The organism is Caulobacter sp. D5 (genome assembly GCF_003185805.1).
Classification (GTDB): domain Bacteria; phylum Pseudomonadota; class Alphaproteobacteria; order Caulobacterales; family Caulobacteraceae; genus Caulobacter.
Window position 1 is genome coordinate 1 of sequence record NZ_QHJY01000298.1, and the last position, 4501, is coordinate 4501.

Consider the following 4501-nt stretch of genomic DNA (forward strand, 5'->3'; position numbering starts at 1 on the left):
TCGGCCACGGCCTGATACCCCAGGCCCACGCCCCCCTGGCCGAAGGCGTCGCCGAGGCCGAGCAGATCCAGGTCTTCCAGACCATCCTGCGCCGCATCGCCGTTGAGGTGGGCCAGATGCGCCCGCTGGAGGCCAGGCTCGCGGCCCTCGCGCCGCGTCCGGCCCAGGCCGCTCCCGCGCCCCTGAGGTTCACGTGACCCAAGCTGTCCGCAACATCGTGGTCGTCGGCGGCGGGACCGCCGGCTGGATGACGGCCGCCGCCCTGTCCCAGGTCGTCGGCACGAAGCGCTATTCGATCACCCTGGTGGAGTCCGAGCAGATCGGCACCGTGGGGGTGGGCGAGGCGACCATCCCGATGATCCTGCTGTTCAACAAGGTGCTGGGTCTCGACGAGGACGTCTTCATCCGAGAGACCAACGCCACCTTCAAGCTGGGCATCGAGTTCGTCGACTGGCGCCGCCGGGGCCACAGCTATTTCCACCCGTTCGGCCTCTACGGCGCCGACATGGACGGGGTCGGCTTCCAGCACTTCTGGCTGCGCTGGGCCCGCGAGAGCGGCCAGACCGACCACAGCCTGTTCAACGCGGAATCCCTGGCCGCCAAGGCAGGTCGGTTCCTGCGCGCGCCGCCCCAAAGTCTCGCGACCCTGCCCAAGATCAACTACGCCTTCCAGTTCGATGCGGCGCTCTATGCGGCCTTCCTGCGCCGCTACGCCGAGGCCCGGGGCGTGGTCCGCGTCGAGGGCAAGATCTCCGGCGTCGAGCGTGACGGGGAAAGCGGCCACGTCTCGCGCCTGGTGCTCGACGACGGCCGCGCGATCGAGGGCGACTTCTTCGTCGACTGCTCGGGCTTCCGAGGTCTGCTGATCGAGGAGACCCTCGGCGCCGGCTATGACGACTGGAGCCAGTGGCTGCCCTGCAACCGCGCCGCCGCCATGCCCTGCGTCCGGGCCGGCGAACTGACCCCCTATACCCGCGCCACCGCCCGGGAGGCCGGCTGGCAGTGGCGGATCCCGCTGCAGCACCGCACTGGCAACGGCTATGTGTTCAGCGACGCCTTCATCGCCGAGGACGAGGCCGTGCGCCTGCTGGGCGAGCGCCTGGACGGCGCGGCCCTGGCCGATGCGAAGGTCCTGAAGTTCACCGCCGGCCGCCGCCGCAAGAGCTGGATCGGCAACGTCCTGGCCATCGGCCTGTCGAGCGGCTTCCTGGAGCCGCTGGAGTCGACCAGCATCCACCTGGTCCAGGCGGCGATCGCCAAGCTGCTGGCCCTGTTCCCCAAGACCGGCTTCGACCCCTGGGTGGTCGACAAGTTCAATCGCGAGATGTCGCTGGAATACGAGCAGGTCCGCGACTTCATCATCGCCCACTACAAGGTCACCGAGCGCGACGACACCGAGTTCTGGCGCTGGTGCCAGGCCATGGTCCCGCCCGACAGCCTGACCCAGCGGCTGGAGGTGTTCCGCAGCCGCGGCGAGGTGCTGGTCGGCCAGCAGGAACTGTTCAAGGAGACCAACTGGTTCGCCATCCTGGCGGGGCAGGGGCTGATCCCGGAGGACTATCACGCCGTCGCCGACACCATCTCCTCGGACGAGCTGCGCCGGCGGGTCGGCATGATCCGCTCGGCCATCAACGAGCGCGTGGCCGGCATGCCGCCGCACGACCTCTATCTCGACAAGGCCGGCCTGCTGGGCGCGGCGGCGCGGGCCGCCGTTCCTGCCTAGTGAAACCAATTGGTCGGACCATTCTTGCGATTGGTATGACTTCTCGTTGACAAGCCGGCCTCCGTCGTCCGAATGCTAGCGGTAACAAAGAGCGTTGGCGGGAGGCGTGGGTGAGGGGCTTGAAGACCTGGTTCGGGGCGGGCGCGGCCGTCGTTTCGCTGCTGGCGGCCCAAATCGCCTCCGCCGAGATCCCCCGCCTCGAAAAGCATGGAACCAGCGCCCGTCTGGTCGTCGACGGCAAGCCGATGCTGGTGCTCGGCGGCGAGCTCGGCAATTCCAGCGCCTCCAGCCGCGCCTACATGGCCCGTCACTGGCCGCGGCTGAAGGCCATGAACCTCAACACCGTGCTCGCCCCCGTCTCCTGGGAGCTGATCGAGCCGAAGGAGGGATCCTACGATTTCTCTAGCGTCGATGATCTGATCGCCGACGCCCGCGCCCAGGACATCAAGCTGGTCCTGCTGTGGTTCGGGGCCTGGAAGAACAGCATGTCGACCTATGTTCCGGCCTGGGTGAAGCGCGACCAGGCCCGCTTCCCGCGCGTGCGGGCGCAGGACGGTTCGAGCGTCGAGATCCTGTCGGCCTTCTCCGACGACACCCGCAAGGCCGACGCCCGGGCCTATGCGGCGCTGCTGGCCCACATCAAGGCGGTCGACGCCGATCGAAACACCGTCCTGATGGTCCAGGTCGAGAACGAGATCGGCATGCTGCCCTCGGCCCGCGAACACGGCCCGGCCGCCGACAAGGCCTATGCCGGCGAGGTCCCGGCCGCCCTGATCCAGCGCCTGAAGACGGGCGGCGAGGCCGTCGAGCCGGAGCTGCGCGATCTCTGGAAACGCAACGGGTCCAAGGAGAGGGGCTCCTGGGCCGCCGTCTTCGGCGCCGACGAGGCCGGGCAGGAGGTGTTCACCGCCTGGTCCTACGCCCGCTACACCGAGGGCGTCACGGCCGCCGGCAAGGCCGCGTATCCGCTGCCGATGTACGTCAACGCCGCCCTCAATCGCACCGGCAAGAAGCCCGGCGAATATCCCAGCGGCGGGCCGCTGCCTCACCTGCTCGACGTCTGGAAGGCCGGCGCGCCGAGCCTGGATCTGCTGTCGCCCGACATCTACTTCCCGAACTTCAGCGATCTGGCCGCCCGCTTCGTGCGGCCCGACAACGCGCTGTTCATCCCCGAAGCCAACAACGCCAGCGCCCCGGAAACCCCGGCCAACGCCTTCTACGCCTTCGGAAACCTCGACGCCCTGGGCTTCTCGCCCTTCGCCATCGAGAGCGTCAACGCCGACGAGCAGAAGGCCCTAACCGACGCCTACGCCGTCCTACGTCAGCTGACGCCGCTCCTGCTGGCCGCCCAGGGCAAGGCGGCGATGGCCGGCTTCAAGCCCCGCGTGCTGGAGGACGGGACGGTGCAGGACGCGCCGGTGACCAAGGTGATGGGCGACTATCGCTTCGAGGTCGGCTTCATCGATCCCTGGACGCCCAAGACCGCGCAGAAGCCGGCGACCCACGGCGGGCTGATCATCCAGGTCGGCCCCGAGGACTATCTGATCGCCGGTCGCGGCATCGTCGTCACCTTCGCCGGGTCGGGGAAGGGGCCGCCGCTGGCCGGGATCGACAAGGCCGAGGAGGGCGTGTTCGACGATCAGGGCCGCTGGATCCCCGGCCGCCTGCTCAACGGCGACCAGACCCACCAGGGCCGCCACATCCGCCTGTCGCCCGATCAGTTCCAGATCCAGCGGGTGCGGTTTTATCGGTATCGGTAGGGCCCATCACATCCGCCACCGCAACCCCACCCGCACCTCCCGCCCCGTATCGTGCCGATAGGTCGGGATCAGCGTGCGGTCGCTGAACTGCCGCTGCGGCGCACCGGCCAGGTTCGAGGCCTCGGCCGTAAGGGTCAGGCTCGGCGACAGTTCCAGCCGCGCGGCGGCGTCCAGCGTGGTCAGTGGATCCACCCCGTCCACGTCGCCGCCGTTGGGGGCGGGGATGGTGGCGAGGTAGCGGCCGCGATGGCTGAGCGCGACCCGCGCCTCCAGGCCCGGCCGGTGGTAGGCCAGCGCCAGGTTGGCCGCCAGGCGCGGCGCGCTCAGGGCGTCCTGCATGTCCACCCAGGCGCCGGTCTGGTCGAGCAGCCGCACCACCGTGCGGGTGTAGGCGCCCGCGCCCTGCAGCGTCCAATGCTCGCCCAAGGCGGCGCGGAACGAGGCCTCGGCGCCGGTCAGGTGGCCCGGCCCGGTGTTGATCGGCCGCGAGAACTGCCAGATCGGCAAGGTCGGCGAGCAGTCCAGCGCCGCCCCGCAGGCCGCCGCCGCCACGCTGTCGGGAAGGCCGAATGGATTGGCCGAGAATGGCGCGGGCCGGGTCGTCGTCGACTGCACCGTCGTGGCGATGTTCTTCCGATAGACCGCCGCCGTGACTTGCAGGCCGGGCCGGGGCCGCCAGTCCACCGACAGGTCGAAGGCGTCGGCCCGCGTCGGACGCAGGTTCGGATTGCCCGACGAAGCCGTCTTGGCTCCGGTGGTCGACAGCCCCACGCCCGGGCGCAGGCTGATCAGGTCGGGCCGCACCATGACCCGCGCCGCGCCGAACCGGACCACGACGTCGGGAGCGGCGCTCCAGGCCAGGTTCATCGACGGCAGGGCCGACCAGTAGGCGTTCGACGCCGTCGTCCAGCGCAGGCCGGCGTCGGGCGCCACGTCCAGGCCTCCGGCCGCGATCCCGGTGCGCACCGCGCGCACCCCGGCCTCGCCCCAGACCCTTCGGCCCGCGTCGCGCGGCAGG

Annotated in this window: 3 protein-coding genes and 1 pseudogene; 3 read left to right on the top strand and 1 reads right to left on the bottom strand. The window is 70.2% G+C overall.

Annotation, left to right across the window (positions count from 1 at the left end; translation table 11 throughout):
* The 3 genes and pseudogenes from DMC18_RS26135 to DMC18_RS18415 form a co-directional block, all read left to right on the top strand.
* A pseudogene (locus DMC18_RS26135) lies at positions 1-197 on the top strand (hypothetical protein); the annotation flags it as partial.
* The gene (locus tag DMC18_RS18410) at positions 194-1723 is read left to right on the top strand and encodes a tryptophan halogenase family protein (protein WP_110119771.1); all 1530 of its coding nucleotides are present in this window, start codon (positions 194-196) and stop codon (positions 1721-1723) included. The pseudogene DMC18_RS26135 and the gene DMC18_RS18410, both read left to right, overlap by 4 nt.
* 110 nt (positions 1724-1833) lie before the next feature.
* A complete protein-coding gene (locus DMC18_RS18415; protein ID WP_110119772.1) occupies positions 1834-3483 on the top strand; it encodes a DUF5597 domain-containing protein in 1650 nt (549 codons plus the stop codon).
* 6 nt (positions 3484-3489) lie between these two features.
* On the opposite strand, the gene DMC18_RS18420 is transcribed toward DMC18_RS18415, so the two are convergent.
* A partial coding sequence (locus DMC18_RS18420) for a TonB-dependent receptor domain-containing protein (RefSeq protein WP_158285932.1) occupies positions 3490-4501 on the bottom strand: 1012 nt, incomplete at its 5' end.